We start from the raw sequence: 24,340 nt of genomic DNA on the forward strand, positions 1-24,340 counted from the left end.
TCAAGCGGTACGGCGCTTGAATCACTTGGCCATAATGGCCTTGAACACGTCCGAGGCCAACCAGCCTTGCAGCCAACCACGGACCCTCGGATAGGGGGCTGTGGCAAACCAGTCGGGCTGGACCGCGGCAAACTGCCGGATCAGCGGCAACAGGGCGGCATCAGCGATGCTCGGGTGATCGGCCAACAGGTAGGGGCGGTTTTGCAGCAGGTGCTCCAGATGCTCCAGCCAGGGGTGCGTAGCGTCGCGGTAGACGTGCTGTGACTGCTGGGGATACCGCTCGGCATACTTGTACAGGTTCACCTGGGCCTTGAAGGTGGTGTCGTTCACGGCGATCAGTGCATCGGCTTGCTGCGCCGCTTCGGGCGAGCTCGACAGGCGCCAGTCTTGCGGGTCGTTCTGCGCCAGTGCCCAGCGCATGATATCCAGGCTTTCATCGATTACCTGATCTCCGGTGTCCAGCACCGGGACGGTGCCCTTGGGTGACAGTGCCAGCAGGGCGGCGGGTTTGTGCTTCATGGCCACCTCCTGCACGGTCACCTCGCAGCCGGCATAGCGCAACGCAAGCCGGGCACGCATGGCCCAAGGGCAGCGGCGAAACGAATAGAGGATCAACCGCACACCTCAACGTCACTCAAGCCGTTGCCCAGGCGCCGGACTTGAATCTGCACCGGTATGCGTTCATGCATTTCCTGCACGTGGGAAATCACAGCCACTTTGCGACCTTGGGCCTGCAAGCCGTCCAACGCATCCATGGCCAGTTGCAAGGACTCGGGATCGAGGCTGCCGAAGCCTTCGTCGATGAACAGCGACTCGATGCGCAAGGTGCTCGATGCCATCGAGGCAAGCCCCAGGGCCAGGGCCAGGGAAACCAGGAAGGTCTCACCGCCTGACAGCGAGTGCACCGAGCGCAGTTCATCGCCCATTTCGGTGTCCAGTACCAGTAACCCCAGCGCACTGCCGCCGCGCTTGAGCCGATAGCGCCGCGCCAGTTGACGCAGCTGAGCGTTGGCATGGTGCAGCAGCAGATCGAGGTTGTAGCCCTGGGCGATCTTGCGGAACACGTCCCCCGAAGCCGAGCCGATTAGACCACTGAGCCGCGCCCAGCGCTGCCACTGCTGTCGGGCTTGCTCCATCTGCTCGGCCAGGGCCTGCGAGGCGTGCTGTCGCCGCTGGTCATCCGCCTGTTGGGCCCGCAGCTCGGCGCAGGTCTGCTCGTGAACGACCAGACGCTCACGCAGTTCGAGCAGCGCCTGGTCCACAGCCTGGACCGAAGTGTCCAGCGTGATCAGCGCCGCGTGCTGGTGCAGGCGCTGCTCGCGTTCCTGAAGCAGCACACGGCTCTGCTCGAGGGTTTTTTCAGCGCCCTGCAGGCGCTGGCGCAGTTCACCGACCTGAGTGTCGTCCATGGCCAGCAGGCGATCGAGCCCTGTATCGTCCAGCTCCGGGTGCGCGTCGCGCCACTGGGCGATCTGATCATGCAGCTGCCTGGCTTCTTGCTCCAGCGCCTGCAACTGCTCGGTGCTGGCCTTGAGCTCACCGGCCACTTGCACAGCCTGGGTATGCAAGCCTTGCAGGCGCTGGGCGAGGTCCGCCTCGACCGCGCGCGCGTGCTCCAGCGCGGTGTCCATGTGCTGTTGCCAGGCCTCGGCACTGATGTGCTCGCCCAGTAATTGCGCGAGCATGGCCATTGCGTGCTGGCGCTGCTCCTCCAAGCCTCTGAGCTGCTCACCAAGCTGCGCGAGGCGTTGCACACGCACCTGGTGTTGATCGTGCAGTTTGTCCAGCTGGACCTGGCGGGCTTGCTGTTCTTCCAGCTCATCGTTGCGTTGGTCGAGCTGGTGCAGGCGCTGGGCGATCTGTTGGTCGAGGGCAAGAAACGCATTGGCCGGATCGTCTTGCAGGGCCTTGAGCGCTTCGTCGGGCAGTACCCCGGCCAAGTCCGCGAGCCCTTGCTGAAGGAGGCGCTCGTCGTTTTCCAGTGCCAGGTGCTGTTGCTCCAGATGGCGCTGCGCTTGTTGGTGCGCGTCCTGGGCGGCTTGCAGCTGCTGGTTGAGGCGAGCGGCCTCTTTTTGCAGGGTGAGCAAGGCCCGCTGGCGCGTCTCGTCGTTGCCGATTTCGGTATCCAGGCGCCGTAGTTGGCCGTCGAGCCAGCTGCTGCGGGCATGATCGTCCTGGGGTGCCAATGCAGGCCAGAGGGCGTGCTCATGAAGCTGCGCGACCAAAGGCTGCAAGTGTTCGTCCAATACCGGCAGCTGTTGCTGATACTCCTTGAGCTGGGCATTGACCACCCCTAGCTGGGTGCGCAGTTCCACCAGGCGCGTATTGAGCGCTGTGACCTGACGCTGGGCAGCCGCTTCTTCGGCCTGGTCATGTTCGCCCAGGCTTTGCAGCAACACCTCGGGTTGGTGGAACGGGTGTTCGGCGCTGCCGCACACCGGGCAGGGCTCGCCGCCCCGCAGTTGCTCACGCAGGGCTTGGACCGTGGTGTTGCGGGCCAGCCGCTGGCGCTCCAGCAGTTGGCGCGTCAGGTTCAGTGCCTGCTCGGCGCTTTCCAGCTCAGCCTTGGCGGCCGTGCCTTCGCCGATCAGGCGCTGGCGCTCGACCATGGCTTGCTGCTGACGTTCACGCAGGGTGGCCTGTTGCTGATGCAACTCAAGCACGCGGGCGTGTACAAGCGTCAATTGCTCCACGGCGCGATGCTGCTTGCGGTTGTCCTGCAGCATGCTGCCGAGCAGGTCGATTTGTTCTGCCAGGGCGTCGGGCTGCGCCTTGGCTTCCCGGAACAGGGCGTCATGGGCGTCGCGTGCGGCCTGAAGGTGCGCAGTGGCCTGGCTGGCTTGAGCCTGCAGGCCGGGCAGTTCCTCTCGGCCTTTGCCCAGGCGGCCGCCGATCAGCATCACCTGCTTGAGCTGCGGCAGATAGGCATGCCACGCGCTGGCCAGCCCGGCCAGGTGCTGGCTGTGGGCCAACGCCGTGTCGATCTGGGCCAGTTGCTGTTGACTGCGTTCTTGGCTGGCGTGCAGTTGCTGCAACTGCTGTTGGGCCTCAGTCACCTGATGTTCGGCCTGCTGGCTGTCGCTGCGCTGGACGGCCAGTTGCTGATCGAGCCGGGCCAAGTTGTCCTGGGCAGTGAAGGCTTGACGCAGCAAGGGACCGGCGTCGCTATGGGCGGCCTGGGCGGCGGTCAACGCAAGACGGGCTGTTTCCAGCGCCTGCTGCTGCTCGGCCGTACGCTGCTGCAGCTCGGCGAGCTGCCGGGTGTGTTCGTCAAGTTTGGCGGTGATCGGCGCGCGCTGCGCTGCCAGTGCCTGCTGGCGGTGAAACTGATGGCGCTGCGGGGCAAGACGCTCAAGGCGCGCCAGGTCCAGGCGCGGCTCGGCCAAGGCTTGCCAGTCCTGCTCGGCAGCCTCCAGGGCAGTGCGGGCCTGCGCGTGCTGGGCTTGAAGCTGCTCCTGCTCGATCAACCCGCTGCGTTGCTGCTCCAGCTGTCGCTCGCCAGCCTGGTCGGCTTTGAGCTGGTGCTGCGCCTGTTCCAGGCGTTGGTCCAGTTCGGCGCGGGCGTCTACTGGCATGGGCAACAGGTGGCTAGCTCGCTCTTTCAAGGCGGCATGCGCCTCGCCGGCCTCGCGGGCTCGGGCAAACGCCCGTTGGCCCAGCCGCGAATAGATCGAGGTGTTGGTCAGTTTCTCCAGCAGTTCGCTGCGCTCGCGGTCGTCGGCCTTGAGAAACGCGCTGAACTCGCTTTGCGCCAGCATCACGGCGCGGGTGAACTGTTCGAAGTTAAGGCCCAGGCGCGTCTCGATCAGCTGCTTGTATTCGTTCTTGCCGCTGCCCAGCACCTGCTCGCTGTCCAGGTCGTAGAAGCTCTGGCGGCTGAGCTGGAGTTTGCCATTGGCCTTCTCGCGGGCGCGGTTCGCTTCCCAGCGCGCCCGGTAGCGGCGCCCGTCCACGCCGACGAAATCCACCTCGGCAAAGCCACTGCCGGTACCGCGGCGCAGCAGGTTGCGCGGGTCCGAGGTGGGTATCTCGCCATCGCCGTCCGGCACCTTGGCCTCACGGCCGATGTCATTCAGGCGTGGCACCGTACCGAACAGCGCCAGGCACAGCGCGTCGAGCAGGGTGCTTTTACCCGCCCCCGTGGGGCCGGTGATGGCAAACAGACCCGCGCCTGCCAGGGGCTCCTGGGTGAAGTCGATATCGATCGGGCCCGCCAGCGATGCCAGGTTCTTCAGGCGAATGGCAAGAATCTTCATGGTTGCTCTTCTTCGTGCTGTACGTCCTGCAGCAGCAGGGCGAAATCGGCCAGCGTCTGCTCATCGGCAGGGTCGCCATAGGCTTGCGCCCAGGCACGGCTGAACAGGTCTTGCGGGGTCATCTGGGCCAGCTCGACGAACGCCGGGCCTTCGTCATCGGCCGTTCGGCCGGCGTACTCGGCACCTATGCGAATCAACCGTACCGCCTTTTCGTGCAGGGCGGTTTCGATCTGCTGGCGCAGGTCGGGCTGCGGCTCGTTCAGCACGACGCGCACCTCCAGCCAAGGCTGGCGGTTGGGATCATCGAGCAGGTCCACCACCGGCAAGTCGGCCAGTTGCGTCAGGACCTCGTCCAGTGGGGCCGGCCCTATGCGTTGCAACGGCACCGCACGCGGAACTGGGCGAGCCTCGACACTGGCCAGCGCCGCGCCGTCGAAGGTGACTTCCAGCACCTGGTGGGGGTAGTTCACCTCGGCAAACGACAACGGGATGGGCGACCCGCTGTAGCGGATCCGTTCTTCGCGATTGACCTTCTGGGGCTTGTGCAGGTGGCCCAGGGCGACGTAGCTGATGGCTTTGTCGAAGAGCTTGGCCGGCAATGCCTCGGCGTTGCCGATGATCAGGCTGCGCTCGGAGTCTTCGGAGACCGCACCGCCGGCCATGTGGGCGTGGCTGATGGCGATCAGCGCCTGGTCCTTGCGCTGCCTGGCCTGGGCGGCGGCGATCAGTTGCTGGTGGACCCGGGTGATGCCTTGCAGGTAGTCGTCGCCCAGTTGCAGGCCGGTCACCTCCGCCGGCCGCAGGAACGGCAAGGCCAGGCACCAGGCGGTCACCTTGCCGCGCGCGTTGGTCAGCGGAATCAGCAGCCGCTCGACATCCAGTTGTCCATCGTCCAGCCAGTGCACACGGCCCAGTGCATGGGTGCGCAGGCGGCGCATCAAGGGTGCAGGCAGCTCGATGCGCGAGCCGGAGTCGTGGTTGCCGGCGATCATCACGATGTCGAGTTTCGGCTGCTGTTCGTGGGCCCTGACGATGAAATCGTACAAGCGCTCCTGGGCCTTGACCGGCGGGTTGACGGTGTCGAAGACGTCGCCTGCGATCAACAGCGCATCAGGCTGGCGCAGGTGCAGCTGGCCGAGCAGCCACTCGAGGAAGCAGGCGTGTTCGAAGTCGCGTTCCTGGCCATGGAGACTTTGGCCTAGGTGCCAATCGGAAGTGTGAAACAGACGCATGGATGACCTGTGGGTATGAAGTCGGGCGAGCGGGCAAGGGCGTTATGGTACCCCATGGGCGCGGCGCTGTGCGGGCCGGTAAAGCCGGTCGGTACACGGCGCGAACCCGGTCGATGACGCGCCGCCACATGCTCACTTGGGATACAGCGGTGGCAGGCTGGCGCTCTCGCCGGTGGGCAGCAGCACCTGTTCGGCCGGTGGAATGGTGCCGATCGCCCGCCACAGGTCTTCACCTTGCCAGTGCTGGCCGCTTTCGCTGTACAGCGCGCCGTTCAACCCATCCAGGGCGTCGGACAAGGGTACGAAGCGCGCCGCCATCTCGGCCAGGGTCTGCGGCTGTTGCCGCGCCCAGGCATCCAGGGCCTGGCGCGTGGCCTGGGGGTCGTTGGCCAGGCAGGCGCGCTTGAGGTCGTCCAGCAGGGTGCGCGGGCTCGGCCCTGTCTGCGCCGCACGCAGCACCGCTGGCTGCGAACGGGCGCGCCACCACAGGGTGAAGCCCAGCAGCGTGGTCAACGCAAGCACCAGGGTCGCCAGCTGCCAAGGCCACAGCAGTGTGCTGCTGCCATTGCCCACCACCGGGGCCTCGGCCACCAGGGCAGGGTTGTCCTGCACGGTGATCGAGCGTGCAGGCAGGCCACTGTGCTCGAGGTGATCTTCGCGGGTGTTCCACCATGTCACTTCCAGCGCAGGCAAGGCCAGCGGGCCGCTGTGGGTGGGAATGAGCGCCTCGCGTTCCTCGCGGGTGGCGGTCATGCCCCGTTCGCTGATCTCGTTGCGCAACAACGGTTGATCGGGGTAGCGGCGCAGGCCATTGGCTTCGGTGGGCGGCACTGGCGGCAACTGAGCGCTGGACAGCCCTTCGGCGCGCAGGGTGACGGTGCGGGTCAACGAATCGCCGATCTGGGTCTGCTGGGCGGCAGGATCGGGGCTCCAGCGTTCCTCCAGGGTCAGGCTACGCGCGGGCAGCCAGGGCAGCCCGGCCGGCCACTGGGCCGGGACGGGCCGTACCGTCAGACGCAGCGGCGTAGAGCTTACCTGTACCTGGCGGCCGGCACGGGCAGCGCCGTTGCCGTTCTGCTCGCCCTGGCTATTGGCCGCAGCCGTGGCGGTGAAGGTCAGCGAAGGAATGTCCAGGGTGCCGCTTTGCTGGGCATAGACGGCATAGCGCGTTTCGATCACGCCATGGCGCACACCCTGAATTTCCTTTTCGTAGGTGCGCGATTCGCCCAGGGGCTCGACCTTGGCGTTTTCCAGTTGCAGCGGGCTGAGGCTGCTGTCGTCATACAGCGCAACCGAATGGTAGATGCGCAGGGTCAGTACAGCCTGGGCCTGCACGTAGACATCGGTGCTGTCCAGGGTCGCCTCGATGAACACCTGGGCGTTGTCCTGGCGGTTGGCATCGGCTTGCAGCACTTGCAGGTCTACCGGCTGGCTGAACGACTGCCCCAATTGCAGGGCAGGGATCTGCAGGCTGCCGCTGCGCCGGGGCAGGAGCGTGATGATCCAGCGGGTGCTGGCGCGGGTCTCGCCATCGAGGGTGTGCAGGCTGTTCAACTGCCGGGTACTGCGCACCTCGAAGTCACCTTCCAGTGCCCGCAGGTCAGGCTTGCCGAACTCGGTCACATCCTGGCTTTCGAGGGTCAGCTCCAGGCTCTCGCCGGCTTCCAGACGTGTACGGTCGACACTGGCCTTGAGCGACGGCTCGGCGTGAGCCAGCACGTTCCAGAGCAGCATGAGGAGAAAGACGCCGCAGCGACTCATCGTGGGGTTTCCTGTTGCAATTGCTGTTCGTACCAGAATTTGCGCCGTAGCAACTGCGCGGGATTGTCGGGGATTTCTCGGAGCCATTGTTCCAGCGCCTGGCGTTGCTCGGCATCGAGCGCGGTGGTGACAGGCGCGTGGGGTGGGTCGACCACATCGTCATCCTCGCCTGGCGGGTTGCCAGATGCACCCTGGTCACCGCCGTCGCCTTGGGCCGAGGCGCCGTCCCCCGCCTGCTCGTCGGAACCGGGCGCAGGCTCTGCCGGGCTACCTTGCGCGCTGCTGTTGCCCTCGGTTTCACGACCAGGCGAATCCTGGGCGTCGGTGCTGCCGGGCTGTTCGGCAGACTTGCCTTGGCGCTGGGCCAGCATTTGCTCGACCAGTGCCTGGTTGTCCAGCGCCGCCTGCAGGTCTGGCTGACGCTCCAGGGCTTGATCATACGCGTCCAGCGCCGCTTCCAGTTCACCACTGTATGCCAGAGCATTGCCGCGATTGTAGTGCGCGGCGGCCGTGTCGACCTGCAGAAACGCCTCGGCAGCGCCGGCATAGTCACCCGCCTGGTACAGGGCCATGCCTCGCCATTGCGGGTCACGGAAGCGGCCGGCCGCTTCGGCCGCTCGACCCTGCTCGAGCAGGCGCTGGCCTTGCTGGTCGGGGCGCAGCCACAGATCGTCGAGCTCGAACGCCTGGCCGGGCTGGGGCAGGGCCAGCAACAGCGGCAGGCAGAACAGCCAACCCCGCCGACCGGCACAGGCCGCCAGCAGCAGCAACGGAATCAGCAACCAGTAGCCTTGGTCGGCCCAGCTGTCCAGTTGCAGGGTCTGGCCTTCGCTGCGTGTGCTGCGCGGGTTGTCGAACAGCCCTAGGCCGCGCAGGTCCAGGTCATCGATGCGGGCATGCCGGTAACGCCCGCCAGTGCCATTGATGAAGCCTTTGAGCGCCGCGCCGTCCAGCCGTGGCAACAGGATCGCGCCCTGGTCGTCCTTGAGAAATTCCCCGTTGGCTTGGCGCACTGGCGCCCCGTCACGGCTGCCGATGCCCAGCATCAGCAGGCTTGGGCCATGGCGACCCAGGGCCTGGCTGATGCCTTGGCGCTCGGCGGCGCTGAGCGAGGACCCGACCAGCAGCAGTCGGCCCTGGCCAAGGCCGCTCTGGGCGAGCAGGGCCAGGCCCTTGTGCACGGCAAGGTCTGCCCGCTGCCCGGGCTTGGGCATGATCGAGGGGTCGAGTGCTTCGAGCAGGTTGCGTGTTGTGGCCAGGTCGTCGGACAGCGGCACCAGGGTATGCGCCGACCCTGCGTAGACCACCAGTGCGGTCTGGCTGTCACGCCGGTGCTCGAGTACGTCGAGTATCTTGCGACGCGCCTGCTCAAGACGATTGGGCGGGCTGTCCTCGGCCAGCATCTGCGGGGTCAGTTCCAGCAGGATGACCAGAGGATCGGCAGGCCGCTGGCGGCTTTGCTCCACGCGTTGCCAGCTCGGGCCCAGCAGGGCCAGCACCACCAGCAGCCAGGCAAGGCCCAGGGCTATCCAGGGTAGCTTGCTGGTGTTGCCACTGCCGCCACCGAGCAGCACGTTATGGAAGGCCGGGGGCAGGATCATTTGCCAGCGCCCGGCGCGCCTGCGCCGGTGCCAAAGCTTGAACAGCAACCAGCCGAGCACGGGAACGCTCAGCAACCACAGCGGGCGCAACCATTGGGGCCATAGATCGATCATCGCGGCCTCCTCAGGCGCAGGCGTTTGAGGCGCTGCCGCCATTGTGGGTGCGGTTGCAGAAAGCGCGGCTTGCGCAATTGTCGTTGCAGCGGGTTGTCCGGCCACTGCACGCTGATCACCAGCAGCACGCTCAGCAGCAGCGCCAAGGCCAGTGGCCAGGCATACAAGGCCTTTGCCGTACGCGCCTGGGTCGGCTGTTGCGCCACCGGTTCAAGCCGGTCAAGCGTGTCACCGATGGCATCGAGTTCGGCGCCATCATGGGCGCGGAAGTACGCGCCCTGGGTGGTCTCGGCGATTTCGCGCAAGGACGCTTCATCCAGGTCCAGGCTTGGATTCAGGCCCAGTAGGCCAGGGGTGCCGGTGGCTTGCGGATCGGCGCCAATGCCGATGGTGTAGATGCGCACGCCCTCCTGAGCGGCCAAACGGGCGGCGGTGAGGGGGTGGATCAGCCCGCCATTGTTGGCCCCGTCGGTGATCAGCACCAGCACTCGGCTCTGCGAGGGCCGCTGGCGCAGCCGCTTGACGGCCAGGCCGATGGCATCGCCAATGGCGGTGTTCTTGCCGGCGATGCCGATCTGGGCTTCATCGAGAAAGGTGCGCACCGTGCGCCTGTCGAAGGTCAGCGGGGCCTGCAGGTAGGCTTGGCTGCCGAACAGGATCAGCCCCACCCGATCACCTTCACGGTCCTGCAAGAAGTCGCCCAGCAGCGCCTTGACCAGGTCGAGCCGGCTGATGTCTTCGCCCTGCCACTGCATGTCCGGGAAGTCCATCGAGCCGGACACGTCCACTGCCACCAGCAGGTCGCGCCCACTGGCTGCCACCGGCATCGGCTCGCCCAGCCATTGGGGGCGAGCGGCGGCGCACAGCAACAGCAGCCAGATCACGACGAACGGGGCCTGCTGGCGCCAGGTTGGCAGGTTCAGGCGGGCGCGGCGCCCCGCCAGGCTTTCAAGCTCTTGCAGGAAGCCGACTTTGAGGACAGGCTCTCCACTGTCGGCGGCAGGCAGCACGAGCCGTGCCAGCCAAGGCAGGGGCAGCAAGGCGAATATCCACGGCCAGGCCAGTTCAAACATGCTTGCGAATCCAGGTTTCCACCGCCTGGCTAAGCCCGGCGATGGCCTTGTCGTCCAGGCGGCATTCGGGCTTGTAGGCCCCTTCGACCAACACCATCCAGCGGGTCAGGCCTGCTGCCGGGCAGCGGTTGTCAAGAAAGGCCAGCCATTGCCGGCCATTTAGCGTGTGGCTATTGGCCAAGGGGTAGTGACTGCGACACAGCCGTTTGAGCAGGGCATTGATCTGCTGCAGCCAGGCGCCGGCAGGCGCTTTGTCGTAGGGGCGGGGCAGACGCGCCAGTTCCTCGAGCGCCGCCACGCGCACCGGGTCGAGCGGCTGCTCGGTGCGTGGTAGGGGCCGTTTGCGTGGGCGCCAGCGACGCACGCGCCACAGGCCCCAGGCCAGCACGGGCAACAACGCCAACAGCAGCCACCAGCCAGGCGCCGGTGGCCAGGGGCTGATCGGCGGGGGCGCGATCAATGGCTGCAACTGGTCAAGCGGGTTCACGAGGCGCTGCCCATGCGCTGGGCACTCAGGTAATCGCGCAATTGCTCGATCATCTCGCTTTGCGTGGTCAGTGGCATCAGCAGCACCCTGAGCTTTTGCGCCATCAATTCCCAGCGCTCGATGCGCGCCTCGGCTTGGTGCCGGTAGGCCTGGCGCAGCCCTTCGTCCAGCGTGTCCAGCTCCAGCTGCGCGCCCCGTTGCGCAAACCTCAGCAAGCCGGCCGCTGGCAGAGCGTGGTCCAGCGGGTCCGATACCGGCATCAGCAACAGGTCGCAGTGACGCGAGAGCATGGCCAGGTGTTGTTCGCACTGGGGCGTCAGCGAGCGCTCATCGCAAATCACGATGGCCAGACTGCCTGGCCTCAATACTTCACGCGCCCTGCGCAGCGCAAGGCCAAGGCTATCGGCCTGGGCGACGCCTTCGGTGTGCAGCGACTGGTTGACCTTGGCCAGACGATTGAGCAGTTGCAGCAGGCTTTGCTTGCTGCGCCTGGGTTTGATCTCGTGGGGATCGTTGTCACCGAACACCAGCCCCCCGATCCGGTCGTTGTGCCCCAGCGCGGCCCAGCCGAACAGGGCCGCCGCCTGAGCCGCCAGTACCGACTTGAACACCAGCCCGGAGCCGAAGAACAGCCGCTGGCTCTGCTCCACGAGAATGAAGATCGGCCGCTCGCGTTCTTCGTGAAATAGCTTGGTGTGAGGCTCCTGGGTGCGGGCAGTGACCCGCCAGTCGATGTTGCGCACATCGTCACCGGCCTGGTACACCCGAACCTGATCGAAGTCCACACCCCGGCCCCGCAGCTTGGAATGGTGCAGGCCCACCAGCGGGCTACGTTGGCCGGGGTTGGAGAACAGCTGGATTTCGCGCACGCGGTGGCGCATGTCGATGAGTTCGGCAAGGGTGATACGAATGCCGGGCTCGATCAGCGGGGTGCTGGACATGGGGTCAGGCAACGGCCACGACGTCGAGGATACGCTGCACGACCCGGTCCTGGTCGACCCCCGCCGCCTCGGCTTCGAACGACAGGATGATGCGGTGGCGCAACACGTCGAACAGTACCGCCTGAATGTCCTCGGGGCTGACGAAATCGCGCCCGGCAAGCCACGCATGGGCCCGTGCGCAGCGGTCCAGGGAAATCGAGCCGCGCGGACTGGCGCCATAGGCAATCCAGTCGGCCAGTTCGTTGTCGAATTTGGCCGGCGTACGCGTGGCCATGACCAGTTGCACCAGGTACTCCTCCACCGCGTCTGCCATGTACAGGCCGAGGATTTCCTTGCGAGCTGCGAAGATCGCCTGCTGGCTGACCCGCCGCTCGGGCTTGGTCTCACCGCCCAGCGCCTCGCCGCGAGCCTGGGCCAGGATGCGGCGCTCCACGGCAGCGTCGGGGAAGCCGATCTTGACATGCATCAGGAAACGGTCGAGTTGCGCCTCGGGCAGGGGATAGGTGCCTTCCTGCTCGATCGGGTTCTGCGTGGCCATGACCAAGAACAGCGGCGACAGGTCGTAGGTGCTTCGCCCCACACTGACCTGGCGCTCGGCCATGGCTTCGAGCAGCGCCGATTGCACCTTCGCCGGCGCCCGGTTGATTTCGTCCGCCAGCACCAGGTTATGAAAGATCGGCCCCTGCTGGAACACGAAGCTCCCGGTCTCGGGCCGATAGATCTCGGTGCCGGTGATGTCGGCGGGCAGCAGGTCGGGGGTGAACTGGATACGGTGAAATTGCGCCTCGATGCCCTCGGCCAGTTCCTTGATGGCCTTGGTCTTTGCCAGGCCCGGCGCACCTTCCACCAGCATGTGGCCATCGGCCAACAGCACGATCAGCAGCCGCTCGACCAGCTTTTCCTGGCCAAGGATCTGGGAAGAGAGAAAGGTGCGCAGCGCGATCAGCGCCTCACGGTGTTCCATCGGCGACGGTTCCTGATAGAGGACCAGGCGGCTGATGGCAGCGGCCCGGCAAGGGTTGATACTTTAATCCATCCGAGGGGGTGGCGACCAATGGCGGCTTGGAAATTTATCTGAAGGGCGGCCTATCAGAAGATCAGCGCGGTCCTCGGGATAAGTGCCGTAGCGTTGAAATCCTGGGTTTGCTGCGCTGCCCATCACAGCCCATCGCGGCCAGTCCGGCGCCCCGGCCAAGCCGTTCCAAGTCCCGCGTAACCCTGAGCCCTGCGCTCTATCGATCACAGCGATAACCACTATCGAGCGGCCGGCCTCTCGCCTGGCGGCCCGTGCTCTTTATACTCGCGGCCTGATTTAGCCTCTCGTGCGCCTCGTTTAGGCGCCATGTCATGGAATTGTGCACAATGCCAAGCGTCAGTCCGGCCCCTCGTGGTCTGCCCGAACACCAACAGCAAAGCCTGCTCCAGCAGTGGCTGGCCATTCTCTCCGTGGCCGTGGGCGCGTTCGCCTTGGTGACCAGCGAGTTTCTTCCAGTCGGCGTGCTGAACGACGTCGCCAACGATCTGGGCATCAGTGCAGGCCTTGCCGGGCTGATGGTCACCTTGCCCGGCATCATGGCAGCCCTGGCGGCGCCGACCATTTCTGTCGGTGTCGGCAACCTGGACCGGCGCTACCTGCTGATCGGCCTGACCTTGATCATGATCCTGGCCAACGCCATCGTCGCGTTTGCCGGTAATTTTCACCTGTTGCTGCTGGGGCGCGTGCTGCTGGGGGTGAGTATCGGTGGCTTCTGGGCGACCGCCATTGCCTTGAGCAGCCGCCTGGCGCCCGATGGCGTCGGAGTGGCCAAGGCCAACTCGATCATCATGGCCGGCGTTACCCTGGCCACGGTCATCGGTGTGCCGGTGGGTACCTGGCTCAGCGGGCTGATGGGCTGGCGGATGACGTTCCTGGTCACTGCCGTAGTAGGGGTGCCGGTACTGTTGGCGCAGGTCATGCTCCTGCCCCGGTTGATGCCGGAGAAGGCCATTCGCATCAGCGACCTGCCGGCGTTGTTCATCAATCCACAGGCGCGCGTGGGCCTGATTGCCGTGTTGCTGATCGGGCTGGCGCATTTTGCCGCCTACACCTACGTGGCCCCTTTCTTCAAGCAAAACGCCGGCTTCGATGGCCCAACCATTGGCTCATTGCTGCTGCTCTACGGCGTGGCGGGGTTCATGGGCAATATCTTCGCAGGCTTTGCGGCCAACCGCAGCGTGCGGCATACCTTGCTGCTGGTGGCGCTGCTGATTGCCGTGAGCACGGCGCTGTTCCCGCACTTTGCCACTGGCATGACAGGCGCTGCGATGCTGATCGCGTTATGGGGCTTTGCCTTCGGGGCGTTTCCTGCCTGCGCGAACATCTGGATGTTCGTGGTCGCGCCCAAGGATGTGGAGCGGGGCATGCCGCTGTTCGTGGCCATGTTCCAGGTCATCATCGCCGTAGGGTCGTTCTTTGGTGGGCAGGTGGTCGATCACCTGGGCACTGGTGTGCTGCTGAGCATGGCCACGGCACTGGTAGGTTGCGGTTTCGTGACGGTGCTGGTGCTCGGGCGCAGTGTCAGTAATGCACTGGTCAGCCAGCCGGGTTGAGGGCGCTGAGCCACTCGCGTCAGTGCGGCACTGGGAGGATTGGAATGAACGCGGCGTACCGACTGTCGGTCGCATGTTCACACCCTCCAAGAAGGAAACCTGCAATGAAAGCGATGACTCGACTGTTCACTGGCCTGGCCCTGGTTGGCGCGATGGGCGCTTCTGTTGCCTGGGCCGATCAGCCCGGCGCCGACTGGAAAGTGAACAAGGATCAGGCCGAAGCTGCCCTCAAAGGCGCCGGCTACACCCAGATCACCAAGATCGAAGCCGATGACGGTCATTGGGAAGGCGAGGGGATGAAAGCTGACGGCAAGCAGTACGAGTTCAAGGTCGACCCGCGAGATGGCCGTATCGTCAAGGATGAACTGGATAACTGAGTTCAGCCTGCATTGAAAGCCCATCAGGCCCACGCACCCGCGTGGGCCTGATGCATTCGGTCAGCGGCGCAGCAGACGCGACACCACCATGGCCAGCGCGGCACCGATGGCCACGGCAGCAAACGGCTTTTCCTTGACGAAGGACGAGACGCAGTTCACGGCATCGCCGTAAGTCTTGGTCACCTGGCCAGCAGCCTGACGGCCTTCACCTTCGGCTTCCAGGGCCGGATCGTCGATCAGACGGCCTACAGCGCTCTGGGCTTTACCCGCAATGTTCTCTGCTACACCTTCGATCTGTTCGCGTTTCATGGTTCGGTCATCCTTTCGCTAACGGGATTGGTTAAATAGCAAAAGGTTAGGGCGTTAGCGCCGCCGATTGGTTCCAACCAAAGCGGCGCCAGATACTACCGCGCCGTGCACCTGCTGCGGTTACGTGCCCTCACGCACGTGCCGTTCCAAGATCCTGGGCCCGCTGCCTTCCTCGCCCAGTACATCCTGTGGGTTGCGTAGCGGGCATTGCTCCAGCGACAGGCAGCCGCAGCCGATGCAGTTGTCCAGGTTGTCGCGCAACGCCTGGAGCAGGCGAATGCGCTGGTTCAGGTCTTCTCGCCACGCACTGGACATTTCGCCCCACTGGGCTGCCGTGAGCTTGCTGTTGGGCGGGTAGCGCCCCAGCGCCTGCTTGATTTCATCCAGGGCAATACCGGTGCGCTGGGCCACCTTGATGATTGCCAGGGTGCGCAGCACCAGCGACGGATAGCGGCGTTGGTTGCCAGCCGTGCGCGTGCTGGCGATCAAACCCTTGCTTTCGTAGAAATGCAGTGCCGATACCGCGATACCGCTGCGGCGAGCCACCTCACCTACGGTAAGCATCCGTGTCGATTCTGCTGCCATGCGAGTGGATCTCCAATGGGTGTACTGGGGGGCGTCAGAACGCTGGGGGGACAGCCGCGGCGCTTGCGGGCATGCGGTCGCGACGTAACTGGTTGACCAGGCTGTAGCGATCAGCGGGGTAGAGGCTTTCGCAGACCGCCATCAGGTCGCCGTTTTCCTCGCGGTAGTGGCGCACCACGCACAGCGCCGGCGCCCCCGGCTCGGCACTTAATACACGGGCCTGGTCAAGGGTCAGTGACTGTGCCTGAACGTGCTGGTCGATCACGGCGATCACCCGCTCGTAGTGCTGCTCGATCAGGCAGGCGATCAACTGCTCGGGATGTGCCTGGGCCAGTTCGATCACCTGCGCGTAGTCGGATTGGGCATAGACGGCGCTTGCACACACCACCAAGGGGTGGCCCGCAGAGGTACGGTGCAACGCCTCGATGCAGAAGTACTGTTCCCCTGGCACCAGCCCCAGTCGCTCGGCCTCCTCAGGGGCAGCCACGAATTGGCGAACAGCGCGAATCTGACGCACGGGTGCCTGAAGATGATGCGAGAGCTCTGCCAGGCTCGCTATCGACTGCCGGTAGCCGATCTGAGGGTGGCGCGCCTCGACGCGTGTCCCAATGCGCTTGCGCCGCGACACCAGGCCCAGGCTCTGCAACTGCTCGACCGCCGCGCGAACCGTATGCCGGCTCACACCGTAGAGCGCGCACAGTTCGATTTCAGTGGGCAACAAGCCCCCGACCGGATAGCGGCTGCTGGCGATTGCCTCGATCAAGTCCTTGGCCACAGTGGCATAGCGGGCTTGGTGCATGGGTAGAACCTGTCTGGACGTTGTACAAAGGCGCCAGTGTACCAGCCGTTCGTCACTCCCGAGCCAAGCGCCCGCCATCGCCTCATTACCCCTTGTGCGACCTCAGCAGCAATGCTGCCACCGCACAGCCGAGCAACGCCAGGCAAGCCAGGTAGAAGGCATCGCTGTAGGCCATCAGGTAGGCTTCGCGGCGGATGGTGCCCGACAACCCTTCTAGCCACTGCTGCGAATGCCAGAGCCATGTCTGCACGGTCGGATCCAGGCGTGTGTGCAGTTGCGGCTCGAACACGGTCACATGCTCATGGATGCGCGCACTGTGCAGGCGCTCGCGCGTGGCCACCAGTTGGGTCAGGCCAGCCGTGCCGATGGCGCCACCCAGGTTGCGCAGCATCGAGAACACCGCCGAGGCCGACCCGGCCTCGCGCTTGTCCAGCCCGGCCACTGCCAGCACGGACAACGCAACCATGATGAACGGCTGGCCGATACCCCGTACCACGGTGGAGGGGATGATCACATTGTCGGCACTGTCGGCCGTCAGGCTGGCGCCCATCCAGCAGCCCAGCGCCATGATCAGGAACCCGCTGGCCACCATGAACTTGGCGCTGGTCCACCGCATCAGGCGCGGCATCAAGGGCGCCAGCAACAACTGCACGAGCCCGTAGGCGATCAACGCCACACCCACGTCCCGTGCACTGAAGCCTTGCAGTTGCGAGAGGTAGTTGGGTACCAGAAACACCAGCCCGAAGGTGGCCGCCCCGAAGATGAACATCGCCAGGCTGGCCACGCCGAAGTTGTAACGGCCCAGCAACCGCAGATTGATGAACGCGCGCGGGCCGAACAGCTGGGTCGTCACGAACAGCACCAGGGCCAATGCTGACACCACGGTCATGCCCGTAATGAACGAAGACCCGAACCAGTCCAACCGGCCGCCTTCTTCCAGCACGATCTGCAGCCCGCCCAGGCCAATCACCATGGCGGCGATGCCGAGCCAGTCACCGTGGCGCAGCAACTGCAACTTCATCGGCCTGGCCTCGATGGACCAGGCAATGGCGCACAGCAGGGCAATACCAGGAAACAGCTGCAGGTAGAAGATCCAGCGCCAGGAGTACGCATCGGTCAACCAGCCGCCGATCGAAGGGCCCGCTGCCTGCGCCACGCTGTTGGCCAGGCTGAACAACGCCATGCCCATGGCCATTCGGCTGGCCGGCAGTTCGGTGATGATCAGCTGGAACGACAGCGGGATCAGCACGGCGCCGGCGGCGCCCTGGATTACCCGGATCACGATCATGGTTTCAAGGTTCGGCGCCCACGAACAGGCCACCGACGCGATCAGGAAGACCAGCGAGCCCGTCCACATCACCCGGCGCAGGGAGAACACCTCCACCAGCCAGGCCGTCAGGGGGATCATCACGATCTCTGCCACCAGGTAGGCGGTGGATATCCATGACCCTTCCTCGAAGCTGGCGCCCAGCGAGCCGCGTATCTCGGGCAGTGCGGCACTGGTGACGTGCACGTTCATGCCGGCCATGAAACAGCCGAACAGCCCGCCCAGCACAGCCACCCAGGCGCGCAGGGATACCGGTTGTTCAGCGCGCATCGGCAGGCTCCGGCGTGCGCGTGTCGACGGTGGTCACCACCGACATGCCGGGCAGTATCTGCGGCCCGTTTACGGGCAGGTCGAGCAGGATGCGCACCGCAAAACGCTGGACGATCTTGGTGAAGTTGCCTGTGGCATTGTCCGACGGCAGCAACGCGAAAACATTGCCCGAGGCCGGCGAGAAGCTTGCTACGTGACCTTCGAATGCCTGGCCAGGGAAACTGTCCACCTGTACCTGTACAGGCTGCCCTGGGCGCATCCGAGCCAACTGGGTTTCCTTGTAGTTGGCGACGACATAGGCCTGCGCGACCGGCACCACTGCCAACAACGGCTGGCCCGGCACCACGTATTGCCCTGCACGCACGTGGCGCTTGCCCACCACGCCTGCCACCGGTGCGCGCAGCACGGTGTCCTGGGCGTCCTGTTCGGCCAGTCGGCGTTCGGCCCTGGCGCTTTCGAAGGCGGCCAGGTGCTGCTGCAGGTCAGCCTTGGCCTGGGCAGCGCCGGCCTTGGCCATCCGTTGCTGCGCCTGTTGTTCCCGCCATGCTGCCTTCGCCCCTTGCTCGACAGCCTTGGCCTGGTTGGCAGCGGCCAGCGCCTGCTCCAGCCGTTGGGTCGTGGCTGCCTCGTCGCGTACCAGGCCTTGGTAGCGTTGCAGGTCCAGCTGGCTGCGACGACGTTCGGCGCTGGCACTGTGCACGGCGGCCTCGGCCTTGAGGGTGGCCTGCGCCTGCTGCTCGATGCGCTGCACGGCCAGCTCGCGGCGAGCCCGCGCCGCGTCTATGGCCGCCTGCGCCTGATGTTCGGCAGCGCGCGCGCGATCCCTGCGGGCCTGGTAATCGCGATCCTGCAACCGGACCAGCACAGCGCCGGCTTCAACCGGCTGGTCGTCTTCGACCTCCACCGTTGCCACATAGCCCGCCACGCGCGAACTCAATGCAACCCAATCGGCGCGGATGTAGGCGTCGTCGGTACTTTCCAGGTAGCGCCCGGTGGAGAACCAGTAGCCAGCGAGCGCCAGTAGCGCCAGCACGCCCAGGCATGCGGCTGCGCTATAGAGCAACCGCCGTCGTGTGCGAAGGGTCGCCTGCTCGGCAGTCGGGGTTGAGGGGTGCGTTTGTGCAGCAGCGTTCATGGTGGGGTTCCATTGTCCAGTGGAGGCGGTTGCGCTTTGCAAGCGTCGGCGGAGCCTTGGGCGTGGCGGCTTCACCACCCGCCGCCCAGTGCGCGGAACAGGTCGATCTGGGCACTGGCCACCTTGCCGCGCGCCTCGAGGAGCTGGTCATGCAGGGCGATCAGCTCGCGTTCGCTGTCAAGCAGGGCCAGCCCGTCCTGGGTGCCCGCACGGTAGCTGGCCTGTGCCAGGGCGAAGCCGCGCTGGCTGTGCTCGAGCGCAGCCTGCAGCGAAGACAGGTGCTGCTGCTCGCCGGCATGGCGGGCCAAAGCCTGGCGCACATCCTTCAGGGCCTTGAGCGCCACGCTGCGGTAGTGAGCGCGCTGGGCCTGCTGCAAAGCCTGGGCCTTGCCCAACCGGGCGCGGTTGGCTTTCAGGTTGGGAAATTCCCAGCTGATCAATGGGCCGACGCCAAAGGTGATGGCGCGGCTAGCCCCCAGGCCACTGATGTGACGATCAGCGCTAGCCAGTTGGGCGCCAAAAAGAACCTTGGGGTACAGGTCGGCGCGCACGATGTCCGTTTCCAGGCCGGCGGCTTCCAACGCTCGTTCAGCCTGGCGTACGTCGGGGCGCCGTTCGAGCAGGTGCCAGCCATCGCCTGTGGGCAGCGTTGCCGTGAGCGAAGGGATGGCAGCGCAGGGGTGTGTGCGATCAACCGTGGCGTCACCGGCCAGGGTGCTCAGCTCGAACAGCGCCACCTGGCGCCGCGCCTCGAAAACAGGTATCCGGGCGCGCACCTGTTCACGCAGGCCGAGCAGCCGCTCGCCGTCCAGCGCCGTGGCGATGCCGGCCTGACGCTGGCGGTCGCTCAACAGCAGGCTGCGATCAAGGGTGCGCAGGGCTTGCCTGGCCTGGCTCAGGCGGGCGGTGTAGACGCATTGTTCGATGTAGGCACGGCTGGTCTGGGCGGCCACCTGCAGTCTCACGGCATCGTGCGCGGCGTTCGCACCCTGCGCTTGCGCCTTGGCGCGATCGATTTGGGCTTGCACCTGCCCCCACACGTCCACCTGATACGCCAGCGCCACGCCCGGATTGAAGTGCCAGGAGGAGGAAGCATGGCTGTCACGGGCCTGGGCCAGGGTCTGATCGTCACTGTCCCTGCCGTAGGTTGCAGCAATACCCAGCGAGGTAGCAGGCAGGCGCTGCGCCTCAAACTCGCCGATGCCAGCCAGCAGTGCCCGCACGTTGGCTTCGGCCTGGGCCAGGTCCTGGTTGTTGGCCAATGCGCGCTCAACCCAGCGTCCGAGTTGCGGGTCCTGGTACAACTGCCACCAGCGCTCGGGCAAAGGCTGCGCGCTAACCCCGGCCTGGGTCTCGGCCAAAGGGTTGACCCGCATGGCCGCAGGGGGCTGTTCGGAGGCGACAGGGTGCGTGCAACCTGCCAGCAGGCCGAACGTCAGCACAGCGCAAAGCTGTACGGGGGAGGGGATCATCGACGAAGTGGGCATCATGAACATCGCTTGTCAGTCATGATGCAACGTTAGCGAGACCGGTCAGGTCAAGGCTGCCGCAAGCGGGACAACCGTGCGCGCCAGCGGGACAACTCGAACCGCTTCAGCGGGGGCGTGCGCTCCCGTCCTGCCAGTCGCTGGGCGCGTATCCCAGAATACGCCTGAACATGGCTGCAAAGGCGCTTGGGCTCTGGTAGCCGTGTTCGAGCGCCACGGTGATGATCGGACGGCCTGCCGCCAGGCACTGCTGGCTCAGCATCACCCGCGCCCGAGCGCGCCACTGGCCGTGGGACATGCCCAACTCGCGCTGAAACAGCCGGGCCACATTGCGCGTGCTCATGTTCAGCGCAGTGGCGCACTCTTCAAGCGAATGCGCCTCGGCGGGTGACCGCAGCATGCGCTCGCACCAGGCCCTCAGGCGCGCGTGCGTCGGCATTGCAACGAACGTGTCGATGCGCCTTGCATGGGCGAGCTCGCCGAGAATGAGCGCCCGTACGTGCTCGCCCTCCCGGACACCGAGCATTCGCGAGGCTGCCAGGATCAATTCACGCAGCAACCCCGTCACCACGATCACCTGGCAGTGGCCGACATGGGGCGCCAGCAGCAGGGAGCGCATGCTGACGACGCCTTCCATGACAATGGCATGGCTGACGCCGGCCGGCACCCACAACGCATTACCCCCATGGATCACCCAGCTTCCCGAATCGGTACTCACATGCACAATGCCACTGGCCGCGTAGATCAGTTGGTCGTGGGCGTGGCAGTGGCTGGCGACGTGTTCGCCGGGGGCGTAATCCATTTCGAGTGTCTGCATGTGGGGAATCCATCGTTGGAATGGATCCAATTGTAAAGGGGGATCGTGTGTGGAGGTTGCAAAGGGTGGCGTAGTGTGCGGTTTGAATGTGACTGAATTGCTTGATTCTAGGAAAAGATAAGAATTTATTGCGAGCTATTTGGTTTTCACAGTTCACATTCTATTAACGAGCGAAGTGTGTGGGGAGCACTGGGTGGTCTATCCCCGCAATGCCGGCTCGCCATGGCGGTCGGCATGCAGGGAATTGGAAGTTACAAGCCGGCCTCAAGCGCGAGCAGCGCGTCAATGGTCTGCCGACGGCGGATCAAGCGTACGGCTTGGCCTTCGATCATCACCTCTGGCAGCAAAGGCCGGCTGTTGTAGTTGGACGACATGGAGGCGCCGTAGGCACCGGCATCGTGAATCACCAGCAAGTCGCCAACCATGGCCTGGGGCAAGTCCTGAGGGCAGAGCGCCTGTTCATCCTGAGTGAACACGTCCCCCGATTCGCACAGTGGGCCGGCGACCACGGTCGGTTGCCGCGGGCGGTCTACGGGGTGGCCGTCGGCATCGAGCAGGGTCATGGCATGGTAGGCCCCGTACATCGCAGGACGCATCAGGTCGTTGAAGCCAGCATCGACCAGCACGAATGTGTTGCGGCCCACCTGCTTGACGGCACGGACTTCGGTCACCAGATAGCCCGACTCGGCTACCAGAAAACGCCCTGGCTCGATCTCCATGCGCACCGGGTGGCCGAGCACGGCTTCGATTTCCTGCCGTGCCACTGCCCAGGTTTGCGCATAGCGCTGCAGGTCCACCGGCGTGTCGGTATCGCGGTATGGCGTCGAGAGCCCACCGCCGATCGAGAACGCTTCGATGTCGGTGTCCAGGCGCACGATCAGCTCGATCATGGCACGAGCCACCTGTTCCAGATGGGAGTAGTCAACGCCAGAGCCGATATGCATGTGCACGCCTACCAGGTGCAGGCGATGGGCCCGGATGCAGGCGAGCGCCTGCGGCAGGTCCTCGTGCCAGATGCCATGCTTGCTGTTCTCGCCCCCGGTATTGGTCTTGCGGCTATGGCCATGGCCGAACCCTGGGTTGATGCGCAGCCAGACACGGTGCCCTGGCGAGTGCTCGCCCAACTGGCGCAGCATGTCGATGGAGCCTGCGTTGACTTCGATCTTTTCCGCGACCGCGCGCGCCAGGGTGGCGCGGTCCAGCACGTCGCAAGTCAGCACCACCCCCGCAGGCTCGCCCGCCACACTGGCGCCGGCTGCAAAGGCGCGTTCCATTTCCCCGAGCGACACCGCATCGAGCACCAGCCCGTGCTGGCGCATCAAGCGCAATACCTGCAGGTTGGGGTTGGCCTTCTGGGCGAAGCGTACGGTGTCGAATGGCTTGAGCTGTTCTATCCGGCTGATGATGGTGGCGGCGTCGTAGGCCCACAGGGGTGAACCGTGCTGGCGAACGGCGTCGGCAAGCACAGCGTAAGGATGGTTCATGATCGAAGGACTCCGGACAGGGGGAAGTAGCGAGCATGGCCCATAGACTTGATTCAGAAAAATAGCTATTTTTGCGCCACCCATTCAGACCTGATATGACTTGTGAATACCGTCGGTGCTGCCATGAAACTCTCCGCCCGCCACATCGAAGTGTTCCGCGCCATCATGGTCTCGGGCAGCGTGACGGGCGCGGCGCGTCTGCTGTTCACCTCGCAGCCGACGATCAGCCGTGAGCTGGCGCGGCTAGAGCACGTGACCGGCCTGCATCTGTTCGAACGCACGGCCGGTCGCTTGGAAGCCACCGCCCAGGCGTTGCTGCTGATCGATGAAGTAGAGCGGGCGTATGTAGGCCTTGAGCGCATCGACCGTTTTGCCCAGGCCATTCGCAATTTTCAGCAGGGCCAGTTGGCCGTCACCTGCCTGCCGTTGTTTTCGCAGACGCTACTGCCCAAGGTCTGCCAGCGTTTCCACAAACAGCACCCTGGGGTGAGCGTGAGCATCTTGGCCCAGGAGTCACCACTGCTGGAAGAGTCCCTGGCCACCCAGCAGCACGACCTGGGCCTGACGGAGGTCGCGCAGATACCCCGCGGGGCGAGCGGGGAATTGCTGTTCAGCGCCAACATGGTCTGCGTGCTGCCTGAGCACCATCCGTTGCAGGCCAGGTCACGGCTGAGCCTGGCGGACTTCCATGAGATCGATTTCATCAACCTGGCCAGCCTGGACACCTATCGCCAGCGTCTGGACCACCAGTTTCGCGCGGCCGGGGTGAACCGTCGCACGGTCATCGAGACCACCAGCGCCGCCTCGGTGTGCGCCATGGTCAGGCAGGGCCTGGGCGTCGCCATCATCAACCCCCTGAGCGGGCTGGAGGCGGCCCAGAGTGGTTTGCCCATCAGGCCGCTGGAGATCTCGATCGCCTACCAGGTGATGCTGGTCAGGCCAGACCACCGGCCGGCCTCGGCGGCGGTCGAGCCGTTCTGTCAGACACTGCGCGAGCAGGCGCAGGCGATGCAGCGCGCACTGGCCTAGCCCCTGCGGCCTATGGCAAGCCTGCGCAGTGATCGGTGGATTAGAGTTCGCAGATGAACGTGCCGGTGCCGCTCAGGATGTTTTCCAAGGTTTGCCTGATCTCGTCCAGATCGCTCAGCGTGCTGGTCAGGTTGATCTGAAGCACCTCATCACCGCGCAAGGCGTCCCGGTCACCTGCCGCCACTTCGATCAACAGGCCAGTTGCGCTCAAGGTCACTTTCAAGCCGTCCAGGGTCGAGGGCTCATCATCCAGGGTCAGGTCGACCGTGTCTTCGTCGGGGTAGCGGGTCAGCAGGAACATCTGGCCTTTGTCGCTGTGGCAGCACAGGGTGGCCATGTTGTCCTCCTCTTCATCGCAGGGGGTGGCGAACAGCACGGCGGTGTCGATTTGCATGGCGGGCTCGGATCAAAGGAAACGGAAGGGAATTCTGACAGTCTTGCTTACATGCATAAACGTAAAGTTACCGCCCCTTGAACGAAATTGTCGCAGCGCTGCAAGCCTTGATGACCGGTCAGTCGTTAAGCTTCGCCCAGTCCTGGGCGTGCATGCGCACGCTCAACGCCTGGTTTTCATCGTTCGCCCTGCCTGCAATCGTCTATCGTTGATCCCGGCACGGCGCACGCAGCGACGCTTCAACTATTACAAAGCCCAAGCGGAGTACCACAG

Annotated in this window: 22 protein-coding genes; 4 read left to right on the forward strand and 18 right to left on the reverse strand. The window is 65.1% G+C overall.

Features of this window, described 5'->3' with window-relative positions; all coding sequences use genetic code 11:
* Positions 1-21: 21 nt before the first annotated feature.
* The 9 genes from MOP87_RS06310 to MOP87_RS06350 all read right to left on the reverse strand — a co-directional run bounded on the left by MOP87_RS06310 (position 22) and on the right by MOP87_RS06350 (position 12,429).
* Positions 22-615 (reverse strand): glutathione S-transferase, encoded by a 594-nt coding sequence (locus tag MOP87_RS06310; RefSeq protein WP_132578970.1) that lies wholly within the window; start codon positions 613-615, stop codon positions 22-24.
* On the reverse strand, positions 612-4,256 hold the full coding sequence (locus MOP87_RS06315) for an AAA family ATPase (protein ID WP_242810255.1): 3,645 nt from the start codon (positions 4,254-4,256) through the stop codon (positions 612-614). The genes MOP87_RS06310 and MOP87_RS06315 overlap by 4 nt, the downstream gene beginning before the upstream one ends.
* Positions 4,253-5,488: an exonuclease SbcCD subunit D C-terminal domain-containing protein gene (locus tag MOP87_RS06320; RefSeq protein ID WP_028688152.1), complete on the reverse strand. Its 1,236-nt coding sequence runs from the start codon at positions 5,486-5,488 to the stop codon at positions 4,253-4,255. The genes MOP87_RS06315 and MOP87_RS06320 overlap by 4 nt, the downstream gene beginning before the upstream one ends.
* A 132-nt stretch (positions 5,489-5,620) precedes the next feature.
* Positions 5,621-7,249, reverse strand: a complete 1,629-nt coding sequence (locus MOP87_RS06325; RefSeq protein ID WP_027916521.1) for a BatD family protein — start codon at positions 7,247-7,249, stop codon at positions 5,621-5,623.
* Positions 7,246-8,964 (reverse strand): tetratricopeptide repeat protein, encoded by a 1,719-nt coding sequence (locus tag MOP87_RS06330; protein WP_242810256.1) that lies wholly within the window; start codon positions 8,962-8,964, stop codon positions 7,246-7,248. Before MOP87_RS06330 ends, MOP87_RS06325 begins: the two co-directional genes overlap by 4 nt.
* On the reverse strand, positions 8,961-10,037 hold the full coding sequence (locus tag MOP87_RS06335; RefSeq protein ID WP_027916523.1) for a VWA domain-containing protein: 1,077 nt from the start codon (positions 10,035-10,037) through the stop codon (positions 8,961-8,963). The genes MOP87_RS06330 and MOP87_RS06335 overlap by 4 nt, the downstream gene beginning before the upstream one ends.
* Positions 10,030-10,524: a DUF4381 domain-containing protein gene (locus MOP87_RS06340; protein ID WP_027916524.1), complete on the reverse strand. Its 495-nt coding sequence runs from the start codon at positions 10,522-10,524 to the stop codon at positions 10,030-10,032. The genes MOP87_RS06335 and MOP87_RS06340 overlap by 8 nt, the downstream gene beginning before the upstream one ends.
* On the reverse strand, positions 10,521-11,465 hold the full coding sequence (locus MOP87_RS06345; RefSeq protein ID WP_027916525.1) for a DUF58 domain-containing protein: 945 nt from the start codon (positions 11,463-11,465) through the stop codon (positions 10,521-10,523). The genes MOP87_RS06340 and MOP87_RS06345 overlap by 4 nt, the downstream gene beginning before the upstream one ends.
* 4 nt (positions 11,466-11,469) lie before the next feature.
* A complete protein-coding gene (locus tag MOP87_RS06350) occupies positions 11,470-12,429 on the reverse strand; it encodes a MoxR family ATPase (RefSeq protein ID WP_023533720.1) in 960 nt (319 codons plus the stop codon).
* A gap of 398 nt (positions 12,430-12,827) precedes the next feature.
* On the opposite strand from MOP87_RS06350, the gene MOP87_RS06355 reads away from it, so the two are divergent.
* Both MOP87_RS06355 and MOP87_RS06360 read left to right on the forward strand, forming a co-directional pair.
* A complete protein-coding gene (locus MOP87_RS06355) occupies positions 12,828-14,054 on the forward strand; it encodes an MFS transporter (RefSeq protein ID WP_027916527.1) in 1,227 nt (408 codons plus the stop codon).
* A 104-nt stretch (positions 14,055-14,158) separates the two neighbouring features.
* On the forward strand, positions 14,159-14,431 hold the full coding sequence (locus MOP87_RS06360) for a PepSY domain-containing protein (RefSeq protein ID WP_027916528.1): 273 nt from the start codon (positions 14,159-14,161) through the stop codon (positions 14,429-14,431).
* Between the two features lie 60 nt (positions 14,432-14,491).
* Here the strand turns inward: MOP87_RS06360 and MOP87_RS06365 are convergent, their stop codons facing one another.
* The 8 genes from MOP87_RS06365 to lysA all read right to left on the reverse strand — a co-directional run bounded on the left by MOP87_RS06365 (position 14,492) and on the right by lysA (position 22,644).
* The gene (locus MOP87_RS06365) at positions 14,492-14,740 is read right to left on the reverse strand and encodes a CsbD family protein (protein WP_023533700.1); all 249 of its coding nucleotides are present in this window, start codon (positions 14,738-14,740) and stop codon (positions 14,492-14,494) included.
* A gap of 120 nt (positions 14,741-14,860) precedes the next feature.
* Positions 14,861-15,325: a redox-sensitive transcriptional activator SoxR gene (gene soxR / locus MOP87_RS06370; RefSeq protein ID WP_033695215.1), complete on the reverse strand. Its 465-nt coding sequence runs from the start codon at positions 15,323-15,325 to the stop codon at positions 14,861-14,863.
* A gap of 34 nt (positions 15,326-15,359) precedes the next feature.
* Positions 15,360-16,124 carry a GntR family transcriptional regulator gene (locus MOP87_RS06375; protein ID WP_242810257.1) on the reverse strand — a complete coding sequence of 255 codons (765 nt, stop codon included), beginning with the start codon at positions 16,122-16,124 and terminating at the stop codon, positions 15,360-15,362.
* An 85-nt stretch (positions 16,125-16,209) separates the two neighbouring features.
* Positions 16,210-17,721 carry an MDR family MFS transporter gene (locus tag MOP87_RS06380; protein ID WP_059183182.1) on the reverse strand — a complete coding sequence of 504 codons (1,512 nt, stop codon included), beginning with the start codon at positions 17,719-17,721 and terminating at the stop codon, positions 16,210-16,212.
* On the reverse strand, positions 17,711-18,856 hold the full coding sequence (locus MOP87_RS06385; RefSeq protein WP_028688155.1) for an HlyD family secretion protein: 1,146 nt from the start codon (positions 18,854-18,856) through the stop codon (positions 17,711-17,713). The genes MOP87_RS06380 and MOP87_RS06385 overlap by 11 nt, the downstream gene beginning before the upstream one ends.
* 71 nt (positions 18,857-18,927) lie before the next feature.
* Positions 18,928-20,232: a TolC family protein gene (locus MOP87_RS06390; protein WP_242810534.1), complete on the reverse strand. Its 1,305-nt coding sequence runs from the start codon at positions 20,230-20,232 to the stop codon at positions 18,928-18,930.
* Between the two features lie 217 nt (positions 20,233-20,449).
* Positions 20,450-21,160 (reverse strand): helix-turn-helix transcriptional regulator, encoded by a 711-nt coding sequence (locus tag MOP87_RS06395; protein WP_049696327.1) that lies wholly within the window; start codon positions 21,158-21,160, stop codon positions 20,450-20,452.
* A 251-nt stretch (positions 21,161-21,411) separates the two neighbouring features.
* Positions 21,412-22,644 carry a diaminopimelate decarboxylase gene (lysA, locus tag MOP87_RS06400; protein ID WP_242810258.1) on the reverse strand — a complete coding sequence of 411 codons (1,233 nt, stop codon included), beginning with the start codon at positions 22,642-22,644 and terminating at the stop codon, positions 21,412-21,414.
* Positions 22,645-22,767: 123 nt separating this feature from the next.
* Between lysA and MOP87_RS06405 the strand changes: the two genes are divergently transcribed.
* A complete protein-coding gene (locus MOP87_RS06405; RefSeq protein ID WP_242810259.1) occupies positions 22,768-23,673 on the forward strand; it encodes a LysR family transcriptional regulator in 906 nt (301 codons plus the stop codon).
* A 40-nt stretch (positions 23,674-23,713) separates the two neighbouring features.
* Here the strand turns inward: MOP87_RS06405 and MOP87_RS06410 are convergent, their stop codons facing one another.
* Complete coding sequence (locus tag MOP87_RS06410; protein WP_027916537.1) at positions 23,714-24,067, reverse strand: hypothetical protein; 354 nt, start codon at positions 24,065-24,067, stop codon at positions 23,714-23,716.
* Positions 24,068-24,144: 77 nt separating this feature from the next.
* Here MOP87_RS06410 and MOP87_RS21745 point away from each other — a divergent pair, with 77 nt between their 5' ends.
* Positions 24,145-24,279 carry a hypothetical protein gene (locus MOP87_RS21745; protein ID WP_255212324.1) on the forward strand — a complete coding sequence of 45 codons (135 nt, stop codon included), beginning with the start codon at positions 24,145-24,147 and terminating at the stop codon, positions 24,277-24,279.
* Positions 24,280-24,340: the final 61 nt, after the last annotated feature.

This window comes from Pseudomonas sp. I3-I5, assembly GCF_022699445.1.
GTDB lineage: Bacteria > Pseudomonadota > Gammaproteobacteria > Pseudomonadales > Pseudomonadaceae > Aquipseudomonas > Aquipseudomonas fulva.

Coding starts and splice junctions, on each gene's coding strand:
- MOP87_RS06315 (WP_242810255.1), bottom strand. CDS start 4,256: ATGAAGATTCTTGCCATTCGCCTGAAGAACCTGGCATCGCTGGCGGGC.
- MOP87_RS06320 (WP_028688152.1), bottom strand. CDS start 5,488: ATGCGTCTGTTTCACACTTCCGATTGGCACCTAGGCCAAAGTCTCCAT.
- MOP87_RS06325 (WP_027916521.1), bottom strand. CDS start 7,249: ATGAGTCGCTGCGGCGTCTTTCTCCTCATGCTGCTCTGGAACGTGCTG.
- MOP87_RS06330 (WP_242810256.1), bottom strand. CDS start 8,964: ATGATCGATCTATGGCCCCAATGGTTGCGCCCGCTGTGGTTGCTGAGC.
- MOP87_RS06335 (WP_027916523.1), bottom strand. CDS start 10,037: ATGTTTGAACTGGCCTGGCCGTGGATATTCGCCTTGCTGCCCCTGCCT.
- MOP87_RS06345 (WP_027916525.1), bottom strand. CDS start 11,465: ATGTCCAGCACCCCGCTGATCGAGCCCGGCATTCGTATCACCCTTGCC.
- MOP87_RS06350 (WP_023533720.1), bottom strand. CDS start 12,429: ATGGAACACCGTGAGGCGCTGATCGCGCTGCGCACCTTTCTCTCTTCC.
- MOP87_RS06355 (WP_027916527.1), top strand. CDS start 12,828: ATGCCAAGCGTCAGTCCGGCCCCTCGTGGTCTGCCCGAACACCAACAG.
- MOP87_RS06360 (WP_027916528.1), top strand. CDS start 14,159: ATGAAAGCGATGACTCGACTGTTCACTGGCCTGGCCCTGGTTGGCGCG.
- MOP87_RS06365 (WP_023533700.1), bottom strand. CDS start 14,740: ATGAAACGCGAACAGATCGAAGGTGTAGCAGAGAACATTGCGGGTAAA.
- soxR (WP_033695215.1), bottom strand. CDS start 15,325: ATGGCAGCAGAATCGACACGGATGCTTACCGTAGGTGAGGTGGCTCGC.
- MOP87_RS06375 (WP_242810257.1), bottom strand. CDS start 16,124: ATGCACCAAGCCCGCTATGCCACTGTGGCCAAGGACTTGATCGAGGCA.
- MOP87_RS06380 (WP_059183182.1), bottom strand. CDS start 17,721: ATGCGCGCTGAACAACCGGTATCCCTGCGCGCCTGGGTGGCTGTGCTG.
- MOP87_RS06385 (WP_028688155.1), bottom strand. CDS start 18,856: ATGAACGCTGCTGCACAAACGCACCCCTCAACCCCGACTGCCGAGCAG.
- MOP87_RS06390 (WP_242810534.1), bottom strand. CDS start 20,232: ATGCGGGTCAACCCTTTGGCCGAGACCCAGGCCGGGGTTAGCGCGCAG.
- MOP87_RS06395 (WP_049696327.1), bottom strand. CDS start 21,160: ATGCAGACACTCGAAATGGATTACGCCCCCGGCGAACACGTCGCCAGC.
- lysA (WP_242810258.1), bottom strand. CDS start 22,644: ATGAACCATCCTTACGCTGTGCTTGCCGACGCCGTTCGCCAGCACGGT.
- MOP87_RS06405 (WP_242810259.1), top strand. CDS start 22,768: ATGAAACTCTCCGCCCGCCACATCGAAGTGTTCCGCGCCATCATGGTC.
- MOP87_RS06410 (WP_027916537.1), bottom strand. CDS start 24,067: ATGCAAATCGACACCGCCGTGCTGTTCGCCACCCCCTGCGATGAAGAG.